This is a genomic window from Mesorhizobium sp. Root552 (assembly GCF_001427285.1).
GTDB lineage: Bacteria > Pseudomonadota > Alphaproteobacteria > Rhizobiales > Rhizobiaceae > Mesorhizobium.
In genome coordinates this window covers 17,339-42,727 of sequence record NZ_LMFV01000063.1, presented here as the reverse complement: position 1 = coordinate 42,727, position 25,389 = coordinate 17,339, and the positions used below count along the sequence as shown (strand labels likewise).

The window sequence follows — 25,389 nt, the reverse complement described above, 5'->3', positions numbered from 1 at the left end:
TGTGCATGGCGCGGCGCAAGGCAGCGCCACGGTTGGCCGAATCTAGCGGTTCAAACTTGCGCGAGGGTGGGGAAGCGCCGGCGTCAGTGCAGGTCGATAGGGCCTTTCGGGGTGACGATCGCCTGATCGGCGCTGGTTGGGCGTTCGATCATGCGGCGCACGCGCGGGCGGTCAGGGCCGCTATGAAGCGCGCGAATGCGCTCGGTGATCGCACTGTCGGCGAATGTCGCTCGGGTGTTGTGGCGCACGTACTCCAGCCAGGTTGGCGTGTGGTAGGTTTCCATCCACATGTCCGGGTTTTCGAGGTCACGCGCCAATGTCCAGTTGCGGGCTCCGTCGCGGCGGCGAATGCGCCCGCGCTCGGCCATGAGTTCGATGAATTCGGGCAGGTCTTCATCTCGGATGATGTATTCGATCATGATGGCGATGGGGCCGCTGCGCGGTTTCAGATCGAGCGACAGGAGGGGTTCGGTAAAGCGATTGAGCGGGTCGAGATTGATTGCCGCCAGTTGCGGCAGGGGTACGAGGAAGCCGAGCGTGCCACCGGCCAACATGGTGATTGCGGCGGTAATCAAGGCCATCTCCACGCCATGCGTTTCGGCAACAACGCCCCAAATCCAGCTGCCCAGCGCAATGCCGCCGAACGTAGCGGTCTGGTAGATGGACAGCGCCCTGCCGACGACCCATCGCGGGGTCGACAACTGAACCGTCACATTGAAATGCGATAGCGCCAGCACCCAGCAAGCGCCGCCGACCAGAAGTCCGGCGCAGGTTACCCACGCCTGTGAACTTAGCGCTGCGACCAGGGCGCAGAAGGCAAAACCGAGGAACGCGTAGCGGACCATGATCTCGCTGGACAGCATCTGGCGCAACCTGCCGCTGAGCAGTGCACCGCCAACCGCGCCGAGACCGAAGGCACCCAACATGATGCCGTAGGTCAGCGGGCCGCCCTTGACGAGGTCTCGTGCCACCAGAGGAAGCAGCGCGAGGATTGAGCCGGTGGTGAATCCGAATACCGATGCCCGCAACAGAACCTTGCCGATATTGGGCGACATGGCCACGTAGCGGACGCCGGCGCCCATCGCTGCGCCTAGAGTTTCGCGCGGCAGCTTGGCGGCGGGAATTTGCGGGTTCCAGCGAAAAAGAACGAAAATGAGGGCAATGTAGCTGGCGGCATTGGCGGCGAAGGCGGCGGCCGCGCCCGCTGTCGCGACGATGATGCCGCCAATGGCGGGGCCGACGCTACGGGTGAGATTGAACCCCATGGAATTGAGTGCGACGGCGGCGGGCAGATCGGCGCGAGGGACCATGTCGCCGACCGAAGCCTGCCAAGAGGGGTTGTTCAATGCCGTGCCGCAGCCGATGAGGAATGTGAAAGCAAGCAGCAGCCAAGGTGTGATCAAGCCAAGATAGGCAGCGACCGTAAGCATGATCGACACGGTCACCATGAAACATTGCGCCACCAGCATGACCTGACGCCGCCCGAAGCTATCGGCGATTGCGCCGGAGAGCAGCGAGAAAAGCATGATCGGCAGGGCCGTTGAAGCCTGGACAAGGGCGACCATGTCAGAAGAGGTGGTAATCGATGTCATCAACCAAGCGGCGCCGACGCTCTGTATCAGGCCGCCGAAGTTCGATGCCAGGCTGGCAGTCCACACGGCGCGGAAAATGCCGTGCCGGAAGGGGGCCAGAGTGGATCTTCTTTCAACTTCAGGTTCGTCGTCGATCACGCATCTCGCTCCGCCAGCGTACGGATTTTTCTCCGTTGGCTCCGGATATTGCACAGCCTTTCGGATTCTAGGCCACCGCAAAGCATAGAGCGACCGTCTTCTGGGTCCAGGCGGTCTCTTTCAACAGGCAAAGGCAGGTTGAACCCAACGCCTAGAAGCCGTTCTCGACCCGCTCGAATATGACATTGGTAAAGGCGGAAATCTGGCTGCCGACGAATGGGCCGGTAAGCGCGACCACCAGCATGATGGCGACGATCTTCGGCACGAAGGTCAGCGTGATTTCCTGAATCTGGGTCAGGGCCTGGACAAGAGCGATGCCGATGCCGACGACCATGGCCACCAGAACGACGGGTGCGGAGGCGACGAGAACCGTCCACACCGCATATTGCATGATGTCTAGGGCGTCGGCTTCGTTCATGGCTTCAAGTCTACGCCGTTATCCGGTGCAAGGACATGGACCGAATGAGCCTGTCCCGTTCGATTTGTCAGCTTGCGTTTTTCACGGTGACGCCTGGGCCGACCGCGACCTCCGCGCCGCCTTCGAGGATGGCAACCAATCCGCTTGCTGCGAGGCGCACTTCCTTGACGATACCGCTGGTTGCTCCATCGGCGGAGGTGAGCGAATGACCGATCAGGCTATCGGCCTGTGCAAGGGCCGATGATTGCAGGATCTGGTCGAGCTTGGTGTTGGTCTGGACGGTCTGTTCGACCTGCGAAAAAGTCGCGAGTTGCGACACATATTGTGTCGAGTCCATCGGCTGGGTCGGGTCCTGGTTTTTCATCTGCGCGATCAGGAGCCGCAGGAAGGAATTGTAATCGACCGTCGCCTTCGACTTCGCCGATGCCGGATTTGCGGTTGGGGGCAGGGCTGTTGTCATATCCACGTTCATGGTCAGCGGGCTCCTACTGCCAGCGGACGGGCCTCGCCCATCTCATCATCATCGTTTTGTTCAAGCGCCTCGCGCTCGAACGCATAGAGGGAGCGGATTGTCTTCAGCGCTTCGAAGACATTGTCCTCGCCGACCATGCGGTCGACCTGCTTCAGCGGGTTGCGAATGCGTTCGTCCTTGAAGCTTGCCAGCATCAGCGGCAGCGAGCGGCGGAACATGTCGCGTGCATCAGGTGCGCCTTGCGGGTTCATCAGCATCACCTGCAAGATGAAATAGAGCTGCCTGAGCGGAGTCGAAGCGTCTTCGGGTTGCAGTACGTGGCTCTCGAGAAGGAACTGGACGTCGTTGAGCAGTTCCATCGTGACCTTACGGTCAAAGCGGACAACCGCACCGTTGATATAGATTTTCTCGTTCGCCTTCAGGGAAAGCTTGAATGTGTTGCTCATTGGATGCCGTCCCGGATGATCTGGGAAACTTCGATGACGCCTTCGAAATTGTTAGCCCTGCCCTGACGGATGTCTTCCGTTTCGCGAAGCACCCACAAGCCGATCGAGATGAGGTTGGCGCGCAATTCCTTCGGCAGTGCGTTTTCGTTGGAGCTGAGATCCTCGACGAAAGTCGTCCAGACGCGGTTGGTGAAGTGGAGCGCTTCGACGGCCTCAAGTGACTCGGTGCCAACGGCCGCTGCCGCCGTCAGAAGATCGATCGAGCGGCTCAATAGCTGACGCTCACGATCCTTAGCATCGGCGACGGAGTCTGTTTGAATGTCGGCGTAGGAAAATTGATACATCGCTTGTCCGTCTGATCAGGTCAGGTAGTTCAACAGGCTGAGTTGCTGGATGCGCGCCGTCAGCGCGAAGGATGTCTGGATGTGGGACATGAGGTCGTTGACGCGGTTGGCGGCCTCGTAAGGGTCGACGCCTTCCAGGTCGATGATGTGGCGCTCGAACAAATCCACCTGTGTGTTGATGCGTTCGCTGGCGCCCGATACACGATTTTGCACGATGCCCGTCTGCGATTGCAACTGACCGAGGTCGGAAATTGCCTCGCCGGCCAGGGCGAGCGCCTTTGCGGCTGCTGCGTTCTTGGCCGCTGTACCGAGATTGCCGGAAAATGCCTCGCTGACGATGGCAGCGGCCATTGCGATCTTGCGCAGACCCTCTTGATTGGCGCTGACCGAGGTTTCCGTGGTCTCGTTGAGAGAGATACGGCTGACAATCTGCTGGTCCGTCGCGTTGGACCAATTGGCCTGCCAGCCGGCTCCCATAAACTGGGGGGTGATGTCGTTGGTCAGGAAATCGTCCATATCGGCGGCGGAAATGCTTGCGGCTGCCGGGTTGCTCTGGCTGAAGCCGAAACGCGCCAGGAAAGCGGCGTCGAAAGCTGCCTTCGCTGGTGACGAAGCCGCCGAATAGTCGTTGATCGGCCTGACATCCGTGTTTGTGCCGGCGAACAGATATTCTCCGTTCAGGCTGGAGTTCAGCATCGAGGTTAGCGATTGCAGGGCGGAGCGTCCACTTTCGGCAGCGACGCTGTCAGGCATGTCGCCGGAGGAAGCAACCGTCATGCTGGAGAGCAGGGACTGCGCGGCGCCGACGATTTGGCCGAGCGCATCCTGTGTCGACTTCAGGCGCGAAGACACTAGCGCGTTTGAATCGACAATGCTGTTCAAGCGGTCGAGGTCACGGTGGAAATTCACCGATTGCGACGTGTTGGCCCCGAGAGTCAAACCGATATCGGCGACCTTTCCGCTGTCCAGCTCCTTCTGTGCCTTGACCAGATCGACCTGCATGCGCGTTTGCGAGTAGCGCATGGCGTTCGAGATGGCGGAGGAGGAAACGGAGACAGCTTTCATGGTCAGACTGCCTCAAGCAGTGCGTTGAGCATTTGGTCGATCGTGCTCATCAGGCGTGCCGAAGCCTGGTAGGTGTGTTCGAGGTCGAGCATCAGCGACATTTCCATGTCGACATTCACGCCGGTTTCGTTTGACAAAGCTTCGGCCGAGCGGCTCGCCAACGCCTCCTTGGTGTCTGCCAAGGTGGTGGCTTGCTGGCGAATACTTTCAAACCAGCCGATGGCGTTCGACGAAAACGAGGTGACACTGGACGTTGCCGAGATGCCTGCGGCAGGGTTGAAGGTCATCGGCGCGTCAAGGCGGTCGCCATAGCCGATCAGCAATTCGGAATAGGATGCGCCGCCCGTCGTGTTCTTGATATAGGCTGCGCCGTTGATGCCGCCGTCACGGACAAGATTGACGTTGCCGCCCTGAGATGGGTCGACCGCCGCATTGATGCGGATCGTTCCGGCAAGACCAGGTTCCAGCGTCGTGGGGACGGCTGGGCCGCCCTGCCACGTGAAGAGACCAGCCATGTCGGCAAGGGGCGGAGCCTTTTCCGCAAAGGCATCGATGAGACCGCGAGCGATCTCGTCAAGCTGGCTCTGCATGGTGGAAGCGACACCGTCACGCAGTTGCAGGAAGCCGGCGAGCTTGCCGGTTGCTTCGCTGATGCCTCCCGAGCTGGGCGATATCGGAACATTGTCGATATAGACGGTCGCGCCCGTCGTTGCCGGCCCATAGCCCGGCGATGGCGTGAAGCTTACCGACCGCGGAATGGTCTCGAACAGCGTCGTGCCGTCGGTGGTCGTGACAACCATGTCGTTGTCGCCGCGCGTGTAGGTCGAGATCGGCACGTATTCGGCGATCTTCTTCAGCAGCGCATCGCGCTTATCCAACGCGTCGGAGACGTCCGTTCCGGAACGGGTGCCTGATATGATGGCCTTGTTGGCACCTTCGAACTGCACGAGCAGATCGTTCAACTGGCCAACGGCATTGGAAATCTGGCTGTCCATGTCGGTGCGGAAGGCCTGTATGGCAGTCGTCCCCTCGTTCAGGGAACGAACCGCCTGCCTGGCCGTCTCGATGACGCTTGCACCAAGGTTCTGGTTCGAGGGCGAGGTGGCGTAGAGTTGCAGCGCGTTTTGCAGATTGCCGATCGCCGTGGAGGCTGACGCGGCATTGTCGACGCCATTGACTGCGAGCTGGAGCCTGTCCAGCCCGCTCGACAGAGTAGATTGGCCGCTCCAGGCCGACAGTGCTGCCAGGTTCTGCCGGAAAAGCTGGGCATTGGTGGCGCGCTGGATATCGACCGAGCGCGCACCAGGCGCCGTGCTGACTACAGTGGCAATTCGGCGGGAGTAGTCGGGGTTCGAGGCATCCGAAACATTGCGCGTGACAACGCTGGTCTGGCGCGACGTCGTCAGAAGCGCAGACTGGGCGATGCTCAATGCGGATGACAGGGACATTCTATACTTTCACGGCCTTTGTGCCGGTTGCTATCTCTTCAGGTTGACAAGGACGTCCATCAGGTCGGAACCGGTCTGGAAGACCTTGGAATTTGCGGTGTAGCTACGCTGGGCAGCGATCATGTCGGTAAGCTCTTCGGCGATATCGACGTTGGAGCTTTCCAGAGCTCCCGACACCACTGCGCCGAGCTTGCCCTCATTGGCGAAGCCGATGGTGATATCGCCGGAATCCGTACCCTGGGCGTAGACGTTTCCGGGCAGCACGGCCAACCTGTCGGGGCTTTGCACGTTGGCGAGCGGGATCTTGTAGAGCGCGCGGGTGGAGCCATCGCCGTACATGGCGTAGATCGTCCCGTCCTTGCTGATCTGCACCTTGTCGATCGTGCTGGGCGCATTGCCGTTGGTGGCGCCGCCGGACACGGTGAAGCCTGCGCCGAGTTGCGTAAGTTGTGCCAGATCGAGATTGAAAGCCCCGCCATTCGGAATGGTGAGAGCAACGCTGTCGGTGCCGCCCGTCAATTGACCGGTCGTATTGTCGAACGTGAGGTTGGCCGTGCCGAGAGCGCCACCTGCGTAAGGGAACGATGTGCCTGGCGTAGCGGCCGCCTGATCAAACACTGCGACTTGCCAGGTACCCGCGCCGGTGTTGGTGAAATAGACGTCCAGCAGCTTGCGATTACCGAGATTGTCGTATGCCACCATCGAGGATTTCGACGTGTACTGGGCCGTCGTAGTGTTCGTTGTAGGCAGGTCGCCAGCTGCAACCGCCGTCGCCCCTGCCGGCAGATTTCCCTGATAGTAGCCTTCGGTGCTTGGCGAGGCGGTCATCTGACCGTCGGTGATACGGACGGGCTCAAGCCCGTCGAAACCGTTGACGGTGGCTGCTGGAACACCGTTTTCGTAACTGTAGGCCATCAGCTGGAAGCCTGCGGCGTTGACCAGACGGCCCTCGCCATCTGGAACGAATGCGCCCGCTCGGGTGAGGAATGGTGTGCCGTTCGGGTTCTGCACGACGAAGAAGCCGTTGCCGTCCACGGCGAGGTCGGAAACGGAAGTCGTGTACTGGAGAACGCCTTGGGCGCTGATCGAATTGATGACGGTGGTGGTCACGCCGCCGGAGTTGTAGCTGCCGCCCGTACTGGGCATTACCAGCGTTGAGAACTCGGTCGAGGCTCGCTTGTAGCCCGTCGTATCGGAGTTGGCGATGTTGTCAGCCGTCGTTGACAACCGGTTAGCCTGGGCGGCCATTCCGGAAACGCCGGTTCGCATCATTCCATACAAGCTCATCGAAACGTCTCCTCAGGTCCACTGGGTGTGGCGAAAAGAATACGCTTGTTGTCTTGCGCGAGGCTGGCGCGGCGAGGCGGGCGCAGGCCGGTGGCCCGATCCATCAGAAGACGAGCCGATAGCCGAGGAAGCGTTTTGAATCGATCGGATCGTGGCCAAGCTTTTCGCGAAGCTTCTTGCGCAGCTTGGAGATGTGGCTTTCCACGACGTTCTCTTCGACCTCTTCGTCGAAGATGCCGTAGATCGAATTGAAGACCTGGGTCTTGGTGACGCGACGCCCGCGGTTGGCGGCAAGAAATTCAAGTATGCGCCGCTCGCGCCGTGGCAATGGCAGGGGTTGGCCGTTGATCTCAGGATCGCGGCCATCCATGAAAATGCGCATCGGACCGATCTCGGTGAAGTTTGTGCTTTCATCGGCCCGCCGGCGGATCGCCGTAATGCGCGCAAGGATCTCACGAATATGGACCGGCTTGCGGACCACGTCGTCGACGCCTGACTCGAAAAGTTTCAGCGTGTTCTCAAGCGAATGATGTTCGCTGAGGGCTATGACGGGTGCGCCGGTACGTCCGCGGATCTGGCGTGGCGAGATGCTGCCTTCGCGGCAGTCACCAATCAGGAAGGCGCTTACCGATTTGAGATCATCGTCGGCGACGCTGGCCACCCATTCGTCGAATTCGCTCGGGGCGAACCCGGCGCATGCGACGCCTTCCCGATCGAAAAGTGAGTTGTAGCCCTCAGTTACGAGTTCGCGCTCGTCAACGACCACGATCATCGGCCCGCCCTCCGAATCAAATCATTTGCCCCGTAGACAGGCGTAGTCGCTGGCCGGAATCCTGAAAAACCGTCAATTCTTGTAGCTAGTTTCTTGGGAGTCAGGAATCGTGTGGGTTGTAGTGGTGGTCGTCAGGGTCACGGATGCGGGTTGCTCGACGAAGACGAAGCCAAGTGGTTGTGAGCCTTGATGTGCCATGAACTCATGGGTTGCAGAAGGCGCGTGCGTTGGAAGTCCATTTTCCAAAGCCGACTGCAACCATATTGGCTATGACGCGGCAGACATAAATCTTCTGCGCAGGGTCATTGTCGGGACCTGCGTGGTAGCGAGCGACCGCCATCGACCAGGTTGTATGACGGGCATGCAGGCTGGCCAGGAAACGGGCGGCGTAGTCGACATTCTTGTGCGGGTCGAGCATGTCGTTCACGCTGCGAAAGTGTTCCGAGTGGTAGTGATGATTGACCTGCATGCAGCCAACATCGATCAGTTTCCTGCCTTGCTGCCGAGCTGTCGCAAACGCGGCAAGGGCCTCGCTGCGGTTTTTGGGAAAAACGGCTTTTCCTTCTATATTCAAAGCATTAGGTTGCAGGCTGCCTTTCTTGCCCGTTTCGGTTAGGCCGACCGCATAAAGAATACCTGCCGGAATGCCGTAGCGGTCGGCAGCTCGCAGGATTTCGGTTTCACAGGCGTTGGTGGATGCGCTGGCGTCTACGGGGAAAGCACTAGATAACCAGCCCGCTGTCAGTACGGCTGCGAACAGTCGAGGCAGAGCGAGCGGAACTTTGCGCGTCATTGTCGTTGCTTCTTCCCGAATGATGTCCGCCGGAGCCATTACCATTGCTGCCTGACTGCCCGGATTGGAACGAGGATGAATCACGGTTGGGGAGGGCTGTTGCGGAGCCTCCGGCGTCGGTGCGAGGTGCAGGCGCAGCTGCTATCGAAGGTTGTAGAACGGTAATCTTACCGACATCGAAACCAAGATCGCGCAAGGCTCGCGCAATGGTATCGCCATCCGATGAAAGACGCCGATAAGCCTCTTGAGTATCGGGTAGCAACTCAATTGAAAGTTGTTCTCCGGTGAGGCGCAGGTGTGCGTTGACCACCCCAAGTTCTGCGGGATGAAGCTCAATCTTCAATGTGTGGGCTGCAACGGGAGCTTGGTGGGCGGTCGCTGGCGTCAAGGTCGCAGTGGACGGTGTTTGTTGCGACCCCATGTCCGATGCGATTGCAGTGACCAGCCGCGAGGTGGTCGGGTCAAGGCCCGGCGTAACTGGCGCCGGGAAACTATGCGCCGAAGTTACGGTGACGCGCTCATGGATTTGTGGCCGTGCTGCTGGCTCATCAAGGGTTGCAGCGGTATTCGACCGCGTAGCTTCGGCCAGACTTGCCAAAGTGTCCGGCTTTCCGGTTCCATTGCCAACTGTCGTATCGGATTCACCGGTCGTTTCGACGGCAATTGTTGCGGAGAAGCCCGCCTTGGGCGCGGTCTGTTGGCTCTCGATATTGCGTGGGCCATCCGCCTTTGCCGGCTTTTTTTCCGGCAGTTCCGGATCTGCATCAGAGATAGCGGGCTGTGCCGTACGGCGCGAAACGGGCATGCCATCTCCGTCGGTGATGTCGTTGCCGGTGTCACTTATGTCGTTCAGTCCCGAAGCGCGGTTGATTTCCTGCAAGCTCATGAGCAGAGGCAAACGCTCGTGCGCGGCACTGCCGGGAGTTGCCTCACCGTGCTTTTCCGTTGTCTTGTGTGTTTTATCGTCATCCATTCGGATGGCTTTACCGGATGTGAATAGGAAGCGAGCGGTTTTGTCGCCATCGGCTTCGTCCGCGATCTCTTCCTTGGCAATCCGGGCGCTATGGTGTTCACCATCTGGCACCACGCGGTGCAGGATAGCGCCGCGCGATCGGTGAGGGTGGTCCGCCGCGTGCCTGGCGCTGGCATGACCTTTGTTGTCGCCCAGCACATCCTGAAAACTGCTGTCGCTGTTGTCGGCATTGGCCTGCACGACGGATTTGCCTCCAAACGAGTCGGGGAGGGTGTTGCCGATACTGACGGTCATTCGGGCGCTGCTCCAAGCAACTGGTCAATCTTGTCGAGAGTGCGGTGGGTGGTGGCTATGGCTTCATCGGTGGGGTCGGCGCTGGCCACCGACGAAGGCGCCGTGTTCGACGGGTCGCTTGAGGTGACGGCCTCGGCCCCGCTGGCAGCCTTTTCTGCAGGTGGAGATGCCGGCTGTTCAGGCATGATGCCTTCCACCACGGGAAGCTCGTCCTCGGCTTCGGGAGACGGTTCAGTGGTCGGCTTCTCAACGGCGGCGTCGGCCTTTGCCTCCGTCGTCTTCGGTTCAAGCGTTGTACTGGCCTCTTGCGGGGAAGGCAGAACCTTTGCCGGCGGCGCAACCACTTCGCTGGTGATGGTGCGGGCTGCGTCGAGCAGGAACCTATCGCTTTCCGACAAGCGCTCCCGGTCAATGCCACGCAACTTTTCGCGCACGTCCTCTATCGTCTCCGAGGTCACGTTCGACAGATTGGCATAAAGTAGTGCGCGCGGATCGTCGGTGTTGCGGATGCCGTTGTGACCCTTTTCGGCTCTTGCCGACGCAAAAGTCGAGAGATCGATCAGCCCGTTGATCGCGGCGCTGCGGGCGATACGCAAGTAAATGACCTTCTCGCGTTCGGGGTCCATCATTGCCGTGATGTCATCCAGCTTGTCGTGGCTGATCGCCATGTTCAACGATATGACACCATCCACGAATATGTCGGCGAACTGGCTGGCATAGGGAGAATGCAGGTAACGCGCGACATATTGCGTCGATGCAAGGGCAAAACGTGCCGCATCTCCAGTGGCGACGGCGACGGCGATCGAGCGGCGAAGAGCTGCCTCCTCCACCAGAGTGCCTGGACTCAGCAAGCGGGCCTGATCCAGCAGTTTAAGTGCGCCGCTGGCATCTTCCTTGGCGAGCAGCGATCCCTTGATCAGTGCAACGAACGGACCGAGGTCGCGCGGCAACGTTATCGGATCAACTGCCTTCAACGCTTGCAGTGCGCCGCCGGGGTCGCCTCGCAGGTAGGCAATCACGCCGCCTGCAATTGCCTTGTCCTGATCGCTGAGTTCAAGGCGTGAGGTTGCGATGGCCAGCGTGGCGGGGTTGCCGCCGCTCATGCCGTAGACCAGCAATGCGTGAAAATTCTTGGTGTCCTTGAACTCTTTGGTGTCCGCATCGCGCAGGCGTTGATCGGTGATTTCAAGCAGCTTGCCCTGCATCGGGAGGGCTGCGTGGTCGCCGGAGGCGATGCGGTCCTGGACAAGTTGAAGCGATCTGACGAGTTGGTAAGGCTGCAGCGCTTCCTGGCCGTTGGCTGCGGAGCCGAGGCTTGCCATGCAAAGCCCGGCGCTGACAAACCGCCAGAATCCGGCGCGACCAGTCATCCATCCGTCTCCAGAAGGATTTCGATGCGCCGGTTTGCTGCGGAAAGCGGATCTGCTTGGTCCTTCGGGTCACGGTCGGCAAACCCGGCGATTTCCTTGATGCGGCTTTCGTCTACGCCGCCTCGGACCAGCATGTAGTAAGCTGCGTGGGCTCGGGCTGAAGACAGGCGCCAGTTGTCATAGGTGTCATTGCGGAAAGGACGAGCGTCCGTATGCCCCTGGATGGAGAGGGTGCCCTTCTGGCTGTTGATGACGCGGCCAATTTTCTCCATTGCCACCACCAGATCGCGGCGCGGAACAGCAGACCCGATCTCGAACATGCCGAAATCGAGTTGGTCGGTAATCGAGATTACAACTCCCTTTTCGGTGGCTTCAACGGTTATGCCTTCGGCCACCTTGTCTCCGGACAAGGCTTTCGCCAACTCCTGCTTGACGCGCTCGGAAGCCTCGACCGTCTGCGCGCTAGGGCTTTTGTCGGCGGGTTTTTCTTCCACTGGCTCCGGTTTGGGGGCATCTATCTTTGCAAATTCTTCCCGCAGTTCGCTGTCGCCTGACACTGGAGCAGACGGGTCGAAGGGATGCTGCAAATCCTGGGCTGCCGGTCTTGGTTCGGGAACCGGCTCGGCCTTGATCTTCGGAACGGCGAATTCGGCAACTTTGTCGTCAGGTTTGGCTGGATCGCCCTCGACCTTCGCCCGCTCGGCACTTGCTTCCGCGCCCGGAGTGGAAATCTGCTGCGACCAGAAATCCGGGGCAAACGGATCGCGATAGGACTGGCCACCCGAAGCGCCGTTGGCCGGCCCGGCGCTCTGTGCGCCGCCATCGCCCTTTTCGCTGATGTTCTGGAGTTTGCCGGAGTTGGCAACGATTTCGGCCAGTACGGCATAAGGGTCGGCAAACAGCTTCTCGTCGGACGGGAAGGACTGCGCCGTCGGCTGTTCTTCCTTGTTGGGCTCCTTCACGGAGCCGGCATTGCCCTGGCCGTCCTTCCCGGTCTTGGTGGCGGCATCCTGCTGATCGTCTGCTGCCATGCCGGACGAAGCCGACTCGTTGCCGAGATCCTCCAGGCCCTTGCGGTTGGCGTTTCGGTCGATCAGCTTGATAGGATTGAAGTAACTGGCAACGGCCGCCTTGGTCTGTTCGTTGGCGGCGTTGATCAGCCACATGACAAGGAAAAAGCACATCATCGCCGTCATGAAGTCGGCGAAGGCGATTTTCCAGACGCCGCCGTGGTGGCCTTCGTCCTCGTCGCCGTGACCACGGCGCACGATGATGATTTCGTGCTTTTCGCCGGTGTCTTCGACAGTGCTCATGACAATATCTCGGATAGTGCGGCCGACCATTCCGACATGCGGGTTTCGACCACGACGTCATTGATGGCAACGGTAAGATCGAAGCCGGGTGCTTCGATGAATTCGAGGTCGGCTGCCCGGTCGCCGAGCGAAGCGCTCAGCGTTTCAAATAGGGATATTGGCCCTTGCACGCGGATGCGCAGTGCCTCGGCATCCGTCATCGCGCTGCCGATCGTGTCTGCAAGAACGGCAAGGGACCGTTCCTGAAGATGATCGCTCAATATCGCACCGATGGCCCTTGCTGCGGCCGTGCTGACCAACTCGACTACCTGGGCCTGCATTGCGTCCATGCGTGCGGCAATGGTAGCGCCGACATCAGAGCCGAGCGTTTCCAGAAATGCCTTGGCTTCGTCCGCATTGGCTTGCCTCACCTCGGCCAGCTCATTCTGATGCGCTTCGGCCAGGCGGGCTTCCAGCGCCGCTTCCGCTTCCGCGACCGCTTCTGCTATCAACTGGCCAATGTCGGCCTGGGGCGCACCGGCCGTCTGGCGTGGCGCGTCGACCGGCGTCGGATTGCTCCGCTCGTTGATCGGCCCGAAATCCGGCAACAGTTGGAGAAGTGCTGCCGCCGACATCATCCCACTGCCTCGGGAGCAGCCCATTTGCGCAGGATCTGGGCCGTGCGCTCCTCGTTGAGGTCAACCATGCGGGCAAGCCGCTCCTGTGGCGCGGGCCTCAGCTTGCGGCGCAAATCGTCCAAGGGAGCCGGGGTGCCTCGCGAAGCGTCGGGGAGAGTTGCCTGCACCGTATCGTCATTTGCCGCAGCGACGGCATCAGGAGTTGGAAGCGAGCGCTGCACTTCGTCGAAGCTAGGTCCAGCAATAGCGCCTGCTGTTGCCGTTTGTGCCGTCAGCGCGGCAGCCATCGGCCGAAGCCCGAAGAAAGCGACAAGGAAAACCACAACGATGAACGCGCCGGCATTGATGAGCGTGCCGGTGTAATTTCCTACCGACTCCAGGATGCCGGGCTGCTCGATTGCCTGCCCGTCCAACCCGTCGATGAATTCGACTGCGGAGACATCGATGACGTCGCCGCGTTTCTCGTCAAAACCGGTAGCGGAAGCAACCATCTTGCGGATGTCGGCCACACGCGAAGCGATCTGCTCGGGCGTCACGTCCTTGCCGAGGATCGTTGCCAAGCGCTGCTGGTTGACGACAACCGCAACTGACATGCGGTTGACAGTGTAGCCGTTCGATACGGTGGCGATGCGCTTGGAGTTGATTTCGTAGTTGGTGATCTCTTCCTTGCGGTCGTTCTGGGAGGTCGATTGCGGACCGTCAGTTGCTGCCGGTTGCGTTTCCGGCAGGTTCTGTTCGACGCTTGCCGGCGTAGAGGCCTGCTTCTGACTGCTCGCCTCGTTGTTGCGGACGGTCTGAACAGATCGCTCGACCCGTGAGTTAGGGTCGAAAATGGTTTCTTCGGTCTGGCGCGTGTCCGTGTTGACGTCTGTCTTTACGCTGGCGCGGAAGTTGTCAGGTCCAAGATATGGGGTCAGGGCGCGCCGGATGTTTTCCTCGATCTGCGCTTCCACCGATTGCTCGACGCCGAGGGTTCGTGCGGCGCTCGTGTTGGAAGGGTCGTCGCCTGCGGCCAGCAGATTGCCGGCTGAATCGAGCACGGTAACCTTGTCTGCTCCCAAGCCCGGCACAGCTGCCGCCACAAGGTGACGGATGGACATAGCCGTCTTTTCACCATCGATCCCGGCGTAGCGAATGACGACGGATGCGGAAGGCTGCTGCTCATCACGGCGGAAATTGGCGCGCTCGGACATGACGATATGGACGCGAGCGGCCTTGATGCCAGACAGCGACTGGATGGTGCGGGAGATTTCGCCTTCCAGCGCGCGCACGCGGGTGATCTGCTGCATGAACGAAGTCAGCCCGAGCGAGCCGACATTATCGAACAGCTCATAGCCCGCGTTGGCGCTGGTCGGCAGGCCTTTTTCCGCCAGCAGCATGCGCGCTTGTGCCGTGGTTCCGGCAGCGACCAATACGCTGCTGCCATCGGAGCCGACATCGAAATTGATGCCGGCTTCTCCGAGCACCATGCCGATCTGGTTTACGTCGGAACGTTCGAGCCCGACATAAAGGGTCTCGTAGGCGGGCCGGTTGAGATAGATCGAAGCGACGGCGATGGTTGCCATCACCAGCGCGGCGATGCCGGCCAGCATGGCCAGGCGCTTGGCGCCGAACCCCTTGAGGTTGTTGACGATTCCCTGGATCTGTTCCGGCACTGCCCTACGGCCCCCGCATAATTGCCCGCTCAGAGTCTAGCTGGCGAAGCTTGTGCGAAAATGAAATCGGGCCGCGTTGTGGCGCGGCCCGATGGGAATAATCTTGGTGCCGGGAGAGGCCGATCAACCCTTGAACAGCGCCAGGATGTTCTGCGAGTTGGCATTGGCAATCGACAGGGACTGGATGCCGAGTTGCTGCTGGACCTGCAGGGCCTGGAGGCGGGTCGATTCCTTGTTCATGTCGGCATCGACGAGCTGGCCGACGCCCTTGTCGATCGAGTCCATCAGCTTGGAAACGAAGTCCTTCTGCAGGTCGATCTGCTTCTTGGCCGAGCCGAGGATGGTGGCGGTGTCAGTCAGGTCCTTCATGACGTCGTCAACCTTGGAGATCATCTGCATGATGATGTCGTCAGTGACGCCAGTCGCAGTGATGTCGAGATTGTAGACGGAAATGTTGTCGATCTTGGCGGGAACGGGTGCGGTGACTGCTGCTTGCGCAGCGGTGTTGGCGGCAATGTCCGTCGCGCCGCCTGCTATTGCTGCCTTATATGCCGTGTCATATTCGGATTGCGCTACGGCCGTTGCGTAGATCGAGGTCTGGCGGTCGAGCAGGCCCTGGTTTTTCACATCGGCTGCGAGGCCAGAGTCGAAAAGCTTGACGCTTTCGACGTTGATGTCGATCGTGCTCAGGAGAACCGAGCCGTCAGAGCTGCGGTTGAACGATGAGACGATCTTCACATCCTGCTGCACGCCGTCGTTTGCAGCGCTGACTTGCTTGGAAATCACCGACAGGAAATTGGTGCCGGAGAAAGTCGCCGCATCGGCGTAGGATTTCATCTGACCCTGGAGTGCCTTGATCTCGGTCTGGATCTTGGCCTTGTCGGAGTCGCTGGCGCCGTAGGAGGCAACCAGTTTCTGTTTGATCTGGTCGACTGTTTCCAGCGCCTTGTTCATGCCGGTGTAGGCGGTGTCGACCTTGGAAGCGCCGAGACCCAATGCATCCTGCACGGTGGACAACGACTGGTTGTCGGAGCGCATCGTCGTGGCGATCGACCAGTAGGCTGCGTTGTCTACTGCTTCTGCAACCCGGTAGCCGGTGGAAATCCTGCTTTGGGTCTGCTCAAGCGCCCTGGTGGTTGCGCTCAGACTCTGAAGTGCTGTCAACGCCGAAGCGTTTGTCATGATGCTGGCCAACGAACTCACCCCTCTTAAATTCCGGCTTATACGCAGGCCGGATCGACCTTCCAGGATGGCGGTGACGCGACACCTGCCAGCCCGCCCTAAAGCTGTGGTTAACCATAACTAGAGCGATATGGTTAATGGCCGATTAAAGAGATTTGCTCAGAAAGCCAAATTGGGTGAATACGGGTGCGCGGTGAGAACACCGTGCGCTGAAATGCGAAAAGGGCCGCGCTTTTGGCGCGGTCCAATTGGCGAAGTTCGGTTTGGTTTAGCGGAACAGCGACAGGATCGACTGCGAACCGCTGTTGGCGATCGACAGCGCCTGGATTGGAGGCGGGTCGATTCCTTGTTCATGTCGGCATCGACGAGCTGGCCGACACCGCGATCGATGGAGTCCATCAGGCTCTGCGTGAAGGTCTTCTGCAGATCGATGCGGCTCTTCGATGCGCCCAGATTGGTGGCTGCCGTCGTCATATCCTTGAGTGCAGCGTCGACAACATTCATCTGCTGCGCGATCTGGGCATCGCTATGGCCTTTCACGGTGAGCGATGACAGCGAGTAGGTGTCGCCAGCCGCCGGTGCGGCGCCTGCCGTCGGGACCTGTGCCGTACCTGTGATCGCGCCAGTCGTGCCAAGACGGGCGGCGTCGAGGATGCCCTTCTTGGTCGGTGCCGCGCCAGCGTCGTAAAGCTTGATGTCGTCTACCTTGATGTCGATGGTGGAGATCGACGCAGCGCCTGCGGAACTGCGATTGAAGGCCGATACGACCTTGACGTCAGCCGAAGCGCCGGTGGCGTTCGACACCGACAACATGTTGGTGCCTGAGAAGGTAGCGGCGTCGGCATAAGACTTCATCTGCGCCTGAAGCGAAGCAATTTCGGTCTGGATCTTTTCCTTGTCGGCATCGGTCGCACCATAGGCCGCGACCAGCTTGACCTTGATCTGGTTGACGGTGTCGATGGCTTTGTTCATGCCGGTGTAGGCGGTGTCGACCTTCGAAGCGCCGAGGCCGAGTGCATCCTGCACCGTCGTCATCGCCTGGTTGTCGGAGCGCATCGTGGTGGCGATCGACCAGTAGGCGGCGTTGTCGCTGGCATCGTTGACGCGGTAGCCGGTCGAAATGCGCGACTGGGTCGATTCGAGATTCTTGTTGGTTGCATTCAGGCTCTGCAGAGCCGTCAACGCCGAAGCGTTGGTCATGATACTGGCCATGTACTCGTACCTTTACACGTTTACACGTATTGCTGTGACATACCGGGTTGTCCGGTATGACGGTACGGCATCATGCCAATGATCGCTCAAAACCAATCACCCGCCATTCCCCGCAATGTGTCAGAGACTTCCTAGGAAACCGATAAGCGCCGTGGTTAACAGTGTGTTTTACGTAACATTGTGCGGTTGAAAATCTGAATCAAGGCGTTGATTTCTTGATTCCGATAAACTGGTCAAGATTTTGATTTTAAAAAGAAAAGGGCCGCGCTTTTGGCGCGGCCCAATTGGCGAAGTTCGGTTTGGTTTAGCGGAACAGCGACAGGATCGACTGCGAACCGCTGTTGGCGATCGACAGCTGGAGGCGGGTCGATTCCTTGTTCATGTCGGCATCGACGAGCTGGCCGACACCGCGATCGATGGAGTCCATCAGGCTCTGCGTGAAGGTCTTCTGCAGGTCGATGCGGCTCTTGGCGGCGCCGAGGTTGGTCGCTGCCGTCGTCATCTGCTTGAGCACCGAGTCGACCTTGCTGAGCATCGCACCGATCGTGCCATCGGCAGCGGCCGTGATGTCGAGATTGAAAACGGATTTCGTCGCGATGACCGTTGCGGTACCATCCGCTGCCGTGGCGGCCGTCGCCGCAGCCGTCTTGGCTGCAGTGTCCGTTGCACCGCCCGCGATCTGCGTTGCGAAGGTCGCTTCGAAAGCGTCCTGGGCTTTCGCCGTGCTGTAGATGGCCGTCGCCCGATCCAGAAGGCCGGCGTTCTTGAGGTTGGCCGCCGTGCCGGAATCAAACAGCTTGGTGCCTTCGACCTTGATGTCGATGGTGGAGATCGACGCAGCGCCGGCAGAATTGCGATTGAAGGCCGATACGACCTTGACGTCCTGCTGGACGCCCGTATCGGCGGCCGCGGCCGCACCGGCGGCATCCTTGGTCGACGTCACCGAGAGCATGTTGGTGCCGGAGAAGGTTGCGGCTTCGGCATAAGACTTCATCTGTGCCTGAAGCGAAGCGATTTCGGTCTGGATCTTGGCCTTGTCGGCATCGGTCGCACCATAGGCCGCGACCAGCTTGACCTTGATCTGGTTGACGGTGTCGATGGCTTTGTTAATTCCGGTGTAGGCGGTGTCGACCTTCGAAGCGCCGAGACCGAGTGCATCCTGCACCGTCGTCATCGCCTGGTTGTCGGAGCGCATCGTGGTGGCGATCGACCAATAGGCGGCGTTGTCGCTGGCATCGTTGACGCGGTAGCCGGTCGAAATGCGCGACTGGGTGACTTCGAGGTTTTTGTTGGTTGCATTCAGGCTCTGCAGAGCCGTCAACGCCGAAGCGTTGGTCATGATACTGGCCATGTACTCGTACCTTTACACGTTTACACGCATTACTGTGACATACCGGATTGCCCGGTATGACGGTACGGCATCATGCCAATGATCGTTGAAGCTCAATCACCCGCCATCACCGCAACCATGACAGGCAGTCCCTGCAAAATGGATAATCGGTATGGTTAGCGAAATCTAAATCTGTGCCGACTAGCGGATTTTTGTCAGGTAAACGACCGCACGAGGCTGCCGACAAGCAGGTTCCAGCCGTCTATCAGGACGAAGAACATGATCTTGAACGGCAACGAAACAACCGTCGGCGGCAGCATCATCATGCCCATTGCCATGGTGATGGTGGCGACGATCAAGTCGATGACCAGAAACGGCAGCACAATCAGGAAGCCGATCTCGAAACCGCGCCTGATTTCCGAAATCATGAAGGCCGGGACGAGGATGCGTAGGTCCACCGTTTCGCGCGAGACAGTCTGCCCGCGTTCGCGAGCAAGGTCGGCGAACAAGTCGAAATCCTTGTCGCGGACGTTGCGCAGCATGAAGGTTCGGAACGGGTCGGCGATCTTTTCCATCGCCTCGGTCTGGTTGATCTGATTGTCCATCAGCGGCCTTACACCGCTATTCCATGCCTGATCGAAGGTCGGAGCCATGACGTAGAACGTCATGAACAGCGATAGCGAGATCAGGATCAGGTTCGCCGGCGTTGATTGCAAGCCGATGCCCGCACGTAGGATCGAGAAGGCAATTATGAAGCGGGTGAAACTCGTCACCATGATAAGCAGGCCCGGCGCCACCGACAGGACGGTGAGCAGGCCGAACATCTGGATGATATAGCCCACGGTCGTATTGTTCATCTGGCCGATGCCGCCCAGATCGATCTGCTGTGCAGATGCGGCGGTGGCTGTTGCTACGACAATGGCGAGTGAAACGAGGACCGCTCTCATTCGTACAGCAGCGTCCTGATCAGAACGTCCTTGACGTGGCCGTCGCCGCGCATTGCAGCGCGTTCCTGCAGATCGGCCTTGAGATGAAGGAAGCCGCTGGCGCCTTCAACCTGATGCATCTTCACCGTGCGCATGAAGGTCAGCAGATCCTGGTGGATCGCCTCCGTCGTTTCCGCCGGCAGAGGCGCATCCTGCAAAAGCGAAACATCCATGCGCACCCATGTTTCCACCGGTGCGGCCAGATTGGTCGTTATCGAGGGAAGTTCCGTCACGATCAGCGCGGCTTCTGTATCTGACGGTTGCGCCGCTGCGTGCTCGCCGCCTTCTGCAGCAGGAGCTTTTGCGGGCACTTCAGAGCTTTTCAAGTAGGAGCCCGAGGCCCAGCCGATCCCGAGAGCGGCCACAGTCATCCCAAGCAGCATCGCAGCCTGGATGATCAAGGATGGTCCCTTGGCGACTGGGGTCTGCTCGGCGTTCGCCATGTAGGGTCAGGTCCTATTAATCTGGCTGAAATGGTCGGAGCGGATTTGTGCGGATACGAGGAGCGAAGCCGCCGGAAGGCTGAAGCCTTTCAAGGCTTTGCGACACTGTAGCCCGTGCAAATCCGCCCGATCCGAAGGACGCTCGAACTGGCGTCGAACTGCTGCGTCAAAGTCCTCGATCGGGGGGACGACCCCGTTCCGCGGACTTTTCCTTGCATTTCTCGCCATTTCGAGCGCCATTTCAGTCATATTAGTAGGACCTGACCCTAGGCCTTTCCTCTTTTGCAATCGCCTAGAAAGGCAAGACCTGATCAAGCACCTGTTGGCCATAGGCCGGCTGCTGGATTTCCGAGATGCGGCCGCGTCCGCCATATGAGATGCGGGCTTCGGCTATGCGCTCGTAAGAAATGGTGTTTTCAGCGCCGATATCGGATGGACGTACCATCCCGGCGATGTTCAGCACGCGCAGTTCGGCGTTGACGCGAACCTCCTGCGAGCCCTTGATCATCAGGTTTCCGTTGGGCAACACCTCTGTGACAACGGCTGCGACATTGAGCGCGATGGTTTCCGAACGTTCGGTTGCACCATCCGCATTGGTTTCGGTCTTCGAATTAAGGCTGCCCTCGCCGGAGCCGCCCGTGGAGGCTCCATCCCAACCGATGTCGGCATCGAAGCCCAGCGACCTGCTTGCCGTACGGCTTCGATCGTTCTGGTTCTTGAAGCGAGCCTTGTCGTTGATCTTGATGTTGACAGTCAGGATGTCCCCGGCGCGCAGTGCGCGCGGATCCGTGAACAGTCGGCTCTGGCGGTCGTCCCAAAGCGAGAACTGCTTGACCGGCTTGGCTGGCGTTTCCGGGTATTGGTAGACGGAGGCGCTGCCACCTGCGATGCCCGAGCCCACAGGTGAAAGAGCCGGCTCCTTGCCGACTTCCCGCAAGTCGCTGGCACAGCCGGCGAGGAGGGTAAAGGCGAGAATGGTGGTAAGCTTGCGGATCATGACGGGTCCGTTCTGCGGGCTGCGCTCGCCATGATGCCGGTCAGTTTGGCGGCGGCCTTCTGGTCCATCTCGTTCAAGATGACGCCTGCCTTGCGGGATTCCAGCTTCATCAGGATTGCGGCAGCCAGATTGACATCGACGATGGCCAGCCGCTCGGCGGCGGCATCCGGTTTCATGCCGGCATAGATGTTTACGACACCTTCTTCGGCGCGGGCGAGGAAGACTTCCCGGCGCTTCAGCCAGGTTTCATACTCGGTGCGCTTTTCTTCCAGAGCCTTGATCCGGTTGTCGACCTCGGTCTGCAGCTGCTTCAATTCGGCTGCCTGCAGGGCGTAGCGCCGGTCGCGGGCGGCGTCGGCGATGTTTGAGCAAAAGCGCTCGACCTCGCTTTGGTTGCCCGAAACCGCCGGTGCTGCCTCGCGTGTCAATTTCTGCGGCTCGGCTGCCGCAGGTGCGCCCGGCAGCACCTGCCTGACCGTTTCGGCGTGGGCTGAGGACGGGACTGCGATGCCGCCAATTGCCCCGCACGAAATAATGGCGGTTGCAGCGAGAACAGCGATTTGCGGGCGCTTCAACATCGGCATGACCTATTGCAGAACCAGATCGGCCTGGAGGGCTCCGGCCGATTTGATGCCTTGAAGAATGGCGATGATCCCATCCGGCTTGACGCCAAGCCGGTTGAGGCCGGCGACCAGTGTTTCAAGATCTGGTCCATCCAGTACCGCAACGCGGGCGTCAGGCTGGCTCACGTCGATGGCGGTGTTGGGTTCGACAGCGGTTACGCCCTTCGAGAACGGTTCGGGCTGGACCACGCGCGGGGCTTCTGTGATGCGCACCGTCAAAGTGCCGTGACTGATGGCGACCCGCGAAATCTTCACCTGATTGCCGATGACGATGGTTCCGGTCCGCTCGTCGATCACGACCTTTGCCGGCGTGTCCGACTGGATGACGAGATTTTCGATTTCGGCATAGAAGCGGGCGGCAGAAATGTTTTTCGGCTTCTTGATCGAAACGGTGCGGGCGTCGCGCTCTGCTGCAACCCGGACGCCGAAGCGCTGGCGGGTGTAGTCATTGATGGCATCGGCTATGCGCACGGCGGTGGAGAAGTCGGGATTTCGCAATTGCAGGGTCAGGATCGACTGGTCCCCGAACTCGGCTTCGACCGCGCGTTCGACGATGGCGCCGTTTGGAACGCGACCGGATGTCGGCACGCCCTGGGTCACCTGCTCGGCTTGTCCCTGGGCATTGAACCCGGACACGATGACCGGACCTTGGCCCACCGCGTAGATTTCACCGTTCGCGGCTTTCAGCGGCGTCATGATGAGCGTACCGCCGGCTAGCGATGTCGCGTCGCCCATCGAAGATACCGTGATGTCGATCCGAGCGCCCGACTGGACAAACGGCGGCATGTTGGCGGTAACGATGACGGCTGCCACGTTCTTGGCGCGGGCGCTTCCGCCCTCCGTGGCGATGCCGAGGTTCTCCAGCATTGCGCGGATAGACTGTTCGGTGAACGGAGAATTGCGCAGGCTGTCGCCGGAACCGGCCAATCCGATGACGAGACCGTAACCGACAAGCTGGTTGTCGCGGGCGCTCTGCAACTGCGCCACATCTTTGATACGGGAAGCGACCTGGCCGGGTGGCAGCGAACTTGGCGCGGAAGCCACTTCGAACATGCGCTCGGTGGCAGCCGGGGTGTAGTCTGTATCAGCGATGCCGCCGTTCTTGGCGGCAAGGTCGCGCTTCGCCTTGGCCGACAAGCCGTCGGCGAGGGCCGGCTGCAACGCTACCGCCGTTGTCGTCAGCAACAGAAGCAACAGCCGCCTCATGCGCCGACCCTGATGGTGCCGTCAGCCATGACCGTGCCGGAGAAAACCTTGCCGCTGTCGATGTTGCGGACCTTGACCAGATCGCCAGCCGAACCGGACTGTAGCGTAACGGCAGTCGCCGAGATGGTGAGTCCGCCGGCCGCGAAATAGACCTGTACGGCCGCGCCCTGTTCGACCAGCCACGCATCCCTGATTGAATTTATGGTAATGTAGCGCCCGGGCAGGAGCGTGCGCTTGGCCACCTTGCCGTCAAGTTCGTCAAGTTTGGTTGCCGCGGCATCCGGTATTTGCTTGCCGGGGACGAGCGTTACTTGTCGAAGCGCTTCCGGGACGATGGTCTCGCCAGGGTAGATGACCCGGTTGGGAATAAGCACGACCTCCTGGGCGAGCGCTGGTGCGCTGCCTGCAAGCAGCGCCAGCGCAAGAATTGCGCCGCGCCAGCCGATGCGGGAAGTCGATGCGATCATCCGTGCTACCTGATGTTCTTCGAGACGACCGCGGCCATCTCGTCTGCCGCCTGGATCACCTTGGAATTCATCTCGTAGGCACGCTGGGCCGAGATCAGCTCGGTGATTTCCTTCACGGGGTCGACGTTGGAGCTTTCGAGATAGCCCTGTTCGACGGTCGCGAAGCCCGGATCGCCGGGAACGCCGACAGTCGCAGGACCCGACGCTGCCGTTTCCTGGAAAAGGTTATCGCCCAAGGGGGCAAGGCCCGCTTCATTGGCAAAATTGGCCAGTGTCAGTTGACCAAGGTCCTGCAAGTCGACCTGGCCGTCAATGCGGGCAAAGACCTGTCCGGTCTTGTTGACGATCACTTCCACTGCATCAGGCGGTACCGTGATTGCCGGAATGACATTGGCGCCATCCACTGTGACGAGCTGGCCGGTTGCGTTGGTGTTGAAGGCGCCGGCGCGGCTGTAGAGGGTGCCGCCATCGGCGCTTTCGATCTGGAACCAGCCCTTGCCGGTCAGCGCGAGGTCGAAGCTGTTGCCTGTGTTGGTGAGCGAGCCCTGCGTGTGGACGTTGCGCACCGCTGTCGTCTTCACGCCAAGACCGACCGAAATGCCTTCGGGAACGATGGAGGAATTGGACCGGTTGGGGACGCCTTGAGCGCGGTCGACCTGATAGAGCAGATCGGAGAACTCGGCGCGGGCGCGCTTGTAGCCTGTGGTGTTGATGTTGGCGATGTTGTTGGCAATGACTTCCAAGTTGGTTTGCTGGGCATTCATGCCGGTGGCGGCTATGGCGAGTGCTCTCATGGTGCGGCTCCTCAGATACTCATACGACTGACTTCGAGATAGGCGCTTACGATCTTGTCGCGGATGGCGACGGCGGCCTGGAGGGTTTGTTGGGCGCTCATCACTGCATCCACGACCTGACGCGTATCGGCATTGCCCTTGAGTGCTTCGATCGACAGCTTTTCCGCATTCTCCAGATTGTTGACGGTCTTCGTCGCGGCTTGGGACAGCGCTTCGGAAAACGAGGTTGCGCCTACGTCCTTGGTTCCAGACGTTGTGCCGCCTTGAAATAATTCTGCGCCCTGTTCGATGGCGCCGACCGAGGGCTTGAAATGGATTGAACCGATGCCGCCGATCATCGCTAGCTCCTCATCAGGTCGATGGTCATCGAGATGAGGTCCCGGGCCTGCTTGATGACCTGCAAATTGGCCTCGTAGGAACGGTTGGCCTCGGACATGTCAGCCATCTCGATCAATACGTTGACGTTGGGCGTCTTGACGTAGCCGTTTTCATCGGCTGCGACGTTGCCCGGCTGGAATTCCATCGGAAACGCGGAAGGGTCACGGTCAATGGAGCTTACCTCGACGAGGCTGACGCCGGAGGTACGGTCGAGTTCGGAGGCGAAGCTTATGGTCTTGCGCTGATACGGATCGGCGCCCGCCGTGTTGCCGGTGGACTGGGCGTTGGCGAGGTTTTCCGAGACGACGCGCAGGCGCTCCGACTGAGCGCCGAGACCGGAGGCTGCGACCTTGAGGGCGGCTGTAAGGGCATCCATAGCGCGTCAGGCCTTCGTCACTGTCATCAGCATCGAGTGGAATGCCTTGACGATGGCGGTGTTGAGTTCGAACGAACGCCTGACTTCACCGGCCTTCATCAACTCGTTTTCCATCACCACTGTGTTCTTCGATGGCATGAGCACGCCATCGAATTCCTGCGGCTTGGTGGTGAGACCTGCATTGGCGGCACCGAAGCCGAGATGGCCTTCCTGCGTGGCGCTCAACGAAACGGAAGTGCGATCAAGAACCTTGTCGAACGGCTCGACGTCGTTGGCCGTGTAGCCGGGCGTGTTGACGTTGGCGATGTTGCCGGCAACGGCCGTCTGGCGCACGGCCAGCCATTGTGACTGTCGCGTCGCGAGATCGAAAAGATTGACGGGCTCCATGAGACTTCTCC

27 protein-coding genes and 1 pseudogene are annotated in these 25,389 nt (G+C 60.0%); all 28 read right to left on the bottom strand.

The window, feature by feature from the left end; all coding sequences use genetic code 11:
* Positions 1–83 precede the first annotated feature (83 nt).
* Positions 84–1,730 (bottom strand): MFS transporter, encoded by a 1,647-nt coding sequence (locus ASD50_RS21950; RefSeq protein ID WP_056246573.1) that lies wholly within the window; start codon positions 1,728–1,730, stop codon positions 84–86.
* 151 nt (positions 1,731–1,881) lie between these two features.
* Complete coding sequence (gene fliQ / locus ASD50_RS21945) at positions 1,882–2,148, bottom strand: flagellar biosynthesis protein FliQ (protein WP_056246570.1); 267 nt, start codon at positions 2,146–2,148, stop codon at positions 1,882–1,884.
* 67 nt (positions 2,149–2,215) lie between these two features.
* The gene (gene flgD, locus ASD50_RS21940) at positions 2,216–2,620 is read right to left on the bottom strand and encodes a flagellar hook assembly protein FlgD (protein ID WP_056246566.1); all 405 of its coding nucleotides are present in this window, start codon (positions 2,618–2,620) and stop codon (positions 2,216–2,218) included.
* 2 nt (positions 2,621–2,622) lie between these two features.
* Positions 2,623–3,066, bottom strand: a complete 444-nt coding sequence (flbT, locus tag ASD50_RS21935; protein ID WP_056246563.1) for a flagellar biosynthesis repressor FlbT — start codon at positions 3,064–3,066, stop codon at positions 2,623–2,625.
* On the bottom strand, positions 3,063–3,410 hold the full coding sequence (gene flaF, locus ASD50_RS21930) for a flagellar biosynthesis regulator FlaF (protein WP_056246560.1): 348 nt from the start codon (positions 3,408–3,410) through the stop codon (positions 3,063–3,065). The genes flbT and flaF overlap by 4 nt, the downstream gene beginning before the upstream one ends.
* Before the next feature lie 15 nt (positions 3,411–3,425).
* Positions 3,426–4,475: a flagellar hook-associated family protein gene (locus tag ASD50_RS21925; protein ID WP_056246556.1), complete on the bottom strand. Its 1,050-nt coding sequence runs from the start codon at positions 4,473–4,475 to the stop codon at positions 3,426–3,428.
* A 2-nt stretch (positions 4,476–4,477) separates the two neighbouring features.
* Complete coding sequence (gene flgK / locus ASD50_RS21920; RefSeq protein WP_056246553.1) at positions 4,478–5,923, bottom strand: flagellar hook-associated protein FlgK; 1,446 nt, start codon at positions 5,921–5,923, stop codon at positions 4,478–4,480.
* Between the two features lie 30 nt (positions 5,924–5,953).
* Positions 5,954–7,210 (bottom strand): flagellar hook protein FlgE, encoded by a 1,257-nt coding sequence (locus ASD50_RS21915; protein WP_056246550.1) that lies wholly within the window; start codon positions 7,208–7,210, stop codon positions 5,954–5,956.
* A gap of 103 nt (positions 7,211–7,313) precedes the next feature.
* On the bottom strand, positions 7,314–7,982 hold the full coding sequence (locus ASD50_RS21910) for a response regulator transcription factor (RefSeq protein WP_056246547.1): 669 nt from the start codon (positions 7,980–7,982) through the stop codon (positions 7,314–7,316).
* Positions 7,983–8,184: 202 nt separating this feature from the next.
* Entirely contained in the window at positions 8,185–8,775 is a 591-nt protein-coding gene (locus ASD50_RS21905; protein WP_056246543.1) for a transglycosylase SLT domain-containing protein, read from the bottom strand.
* Entirely contained in the window at positions 8,705–10,042 is a 1,338-nt protein-coding gene (locus ASD50_RS21900; protein ID WP_056246539.1) for a flagellar hook-length control protein FliK, read from the bottom strand. The genes ASD50_RS21905 and ASD50_RS21900 overlap by 71 nt, the downstream gene beginning before the upstream one ends.
* Positions 10,039–11,412: a hypothetical protein gene (locus tag ASD50_RS21895; RefSeq protein WP_056246537.1), complete on the bottom strand. Its 1,374-nt coding sequence runs from the start codon at positions 11,410–11,412 to the stop codon at positions 10,039–10,041. The genes ASD50_RS21900 and ASD50_RS21895 overlap by 4 nt, the downstream gene beginning before the upstream one ends.
* Positions 11,409–12,725, bottom strand: coding sequence for a MotB family protein (locus ASD50_RS21890; RefSeq protein ID WP_056246534.1), 1,317 nt, complete (start codon positions 12,723–12,725; stop codon positions 11,409–11,411). The genes ASD50_RS21895 and ASD50_RS21890 overlap by 4 nt, the downstream gene beginning before the upstream one ends.
* Positions 12,722–13,339: a hypothetical protein gene (locus ASD50_RS21885; RefSeq protein ID WP_056246734.1), complete on the bottom strand. Its 618-nt coding sequence runs from the start codon at positions 13,337–13,339 to the stop codon at positions 12,722–12,724. Before ASD50_RS21885 ends, ASD50_RS21890 begins: the two co-directional genes overlap by 4 nt.
* Entirely contained in the window at positions 13,339–14,997 is a 1,659-nt protein-coding gene (gene fliF / locus ASD50_RS21880) for a flagellar basal-body MS-ring/collar protein FliF (protein WP_056246531.1), read from the bottom strand. Before fliF ends, ASD50_RS21885 begins: the two co-directional genes overlap by 1 nt.
* A 123-nt stretch (positions 14,998–15,120) precedes the next feature.
* Positions 15,121–16,191, bottom strand: coding sequence for a flagellin (locus tag ASD50_RS21875; protein ID WP_056246529.1), 1,071 nt, complete (start codon positions 16,189–16,191; stop codon positions 15,121–15,123).
* A gap of 256 nt (positions 16,192–16,447) precedes the next feature.
* Positions 16,448–17,391 (bottom strand): annotated as a pseudogene (locus ASD50_RS21870) (flagellin).
* Between the two features lie 304 nt (positions 17,392–17,695).
* Complete coding sequence (locus ASD50_RS21865; protein ID WP_056246525.1) at positions 17,696–18,742, bottom strand: flagellin; 1,047 nt, start codon at positions 18,740–18,742, stop codon at positions 17,696–17,698.
* Positions 18,743–18,936: 194 nt separating this feature from the next.
* Positions 18,937–19,668 (bottom strand): flagellar type III secretion system pore protein FliP, encoded by a 732-nt coding sequence (fliP, locus tag ASD50_RS21860; RefSeq protein ID WP_056246521.1) that lies wholly within the window; start codon positions 19,666–19,668, stop codon positions 18,937–18,939.
* The gene (locus tag ASD50_RS21855; RefSeq protein ID WP_056246517.1) at positions 19,665–20,150 is read right to left on the bottom strand and encodes a flagellar basal body-associated FliL family protein; all 486 of its coding nucleotides are present in this window, start codon (positions 20,148–20,150) and stop codon (positions 19,665–19,667) included. Before ASD50_RS21855 ends, fliP begins: the two co-directional genes overlap by 4 nt.
* A 292-nt stretch (positions 20,151–20,442) precedes the next feature.
* Positions 20,443–21,147: a flagellar basal body L-ring protein FlgH gene (gene flgH, locus ASD50_RS21850; protein ID WP_056246515.1), complete on the bottom strand. Its 705-nt coding sequence runs from the start codon at positions 21,145–21,147 to the stop codon at positions 20,443–20,445.
* Positions 21,144–21,731, bottom strand: coding sequence for a MotE family protein (locus tag ASD50_RS21845; protein WP_056246512.1), 588 nt, complete (start codon positions 21,729–21,731; stop codon positions 21,144–21,146). The genes flgH and ASD50_RS21845 overlap by 4 nt, the downstream gene beginning before the upstream one ends.
* A 3-nt stretch (positions 21,732–21,734) precedes the next feature.
* Positions 21,735–22,976 (bottom strand): flagellar basal body P-ring protein FlgI, encoded by a 1,242-nt coding sequence (locus ASD50_RS21840; protein ID WP_056246509.1) that lies wholly within the window; start codon positions 22,974–22,976, stop codon positions 21,735–21,737.
* Positions 22,973–23,443 carry a flagellar basal body P-ring formation chaperone FlgA gene (gene flgA / locus ASD50_RS21835; protein WP_056246506.1) on the bottom strand — a complete coding sequence of 157 codons (471 nt, stop codon included), beginning with the start codon at positions 23,441–23,443 and terminating at the stop codon, positions 22,973–22,975. Before flgA ends, ASD50_RS21840 begins: the two co-directional genes overlap by 4 nt.
* A 5-nt stretch (positions 23,444–23,448) precedes the next feature.
* Positions 23,449–24,237, bottom strand: coding sequence for a flagellar basal-body rod protein FlgG (flgG, locus tag ASD50_RS21830; protein ID WP_056246503.1), 789 nt, complete (start codon positions 24,235–24,237; stop codon positions 23,449–23,451).
* Positions 24,238–24,248: 11 nt separating this feature from the next.
* Entirely contained in the window at positions 24,249–24,575 is a 327-nt protein-coding gene (locus ASD50_RS21825) for a flagellar hook-basal body complex protein FliE (protein ID WP_056246501.1), read from the bottom strand.
* A 2-nt stretch (positions 24,576–24,577) separates the two neighbouring features.
* Positions 24,578–24,991 (bottom strand): flagellar basal body rod protein FlgC, encoded by a 414-nt coding sequence (gene flgC / locus ASD50_RS21820; protein WP_056246498.1) that lies wholly within the window; start codon positions 24,989–24,991, stop codon positions 24,578–24,580.
* Between the two features lie 6 nt (positions 24,992–24,997).
* On the bottom strand, positions 24,998–25,378 hold the full coding sequence (flgB, locus tag ASD50_RS21815; RefSeq protein WP_056246494.1) for a flagellar basal body rod protein FlgB: 381 nt from the start codon (positions 25,376–25,378) through the stop codon (positions 24,998–25,000).
* Positions 25,379–25,389 lie beyond the last annotated feature (11 nt).